1 protein-coding gene is annotated in these 800 nt (G+C 61.5%); it reads left to right on the forward strand.

The genetic code is table 11. The features are described from left to right. Positions 1-800: ABC transporter permease (locus NQJ30_RS18830; protein WP_255771846.1), on the forward strand; the 800-nt coding region annotated here is incomplete at both ends.

The following is an 800-nucleotide window of genomic DNA, read 5'->3' on the forward strand; positions in this document are numbered from 1 at the left end:
TTTATCTTCTTCGCCCTGGTATCCCAGACTTTTACCCAGCCAAACGCGTTGGCGACCATTCTGTACGGCAGTTCCACGATCGGGATTATGGCGGTGGGGGTGTCGCTGTTGATGATCGGTGGCGAGTTTGATCTTTCCACCGGTGTGGCGGTGATCAGTTCGGCGTTGACGGCGTCGCTGTTCAGCTGGAATTTCTCGATGAACGCGTGGGTCGGTGTGGTGCTGGCGCTGGTGGTGTCACTCGGGATCGGTTTTATCAACGGCTGGATCCTGATCAAGACGAAACTGCCCAGCTTTATCGTGACGCTGGCGACGTTCCTGATGCTGACCGGGTTGAATCTGGCCCTGACACGGCTGATCGGGGGCAGCGTCTCCTCCCCGTCGATCTCGAAGCTGGACGGTTTCGAGTCGGCCCGGGCGGTGTTTGCTTCCTCGGTTAGTGTGGGCGGGGTGGAGGTCAAGATCACGGTGTTTTTCTGGATCATCCTGGTGGCCGTGGCGTCCTGGGTGCTGCTGCGCACGAAGGTGGGGAACTGGATCTTTGCTGCCGGCGGGGACGCGAACGCGGCCCGCGCGGTGGGTGTTCCGGTGACCAAGACCAAGATCGGACTGTTCATGGCCGTCGGTTTCTGCGGCTGGATCCTCGGCATGCACAACCTCTTCGCCTTCGACGCGGTGCAGTCCGGTGAGGGTGTGGGCAACGAGTTCCTCTACATCATCGCGGCGGTGATCGGCGGCTGCCTGCTGACCGGCGGCTACGGTTCGGCGGTGGGCGGGGCGATCGGTGCGTTCATTTTCGG

Source organism: Pseudarthrobacter sulfonivorans (genome assembly GCF_024391045.1).
GTDB lineage: Bacteria > Actinomycetota > Actinomycetes > Actinomycetales > Micrococcaceae > Arthrobacter > Arthrobacter sulfonivorans_B.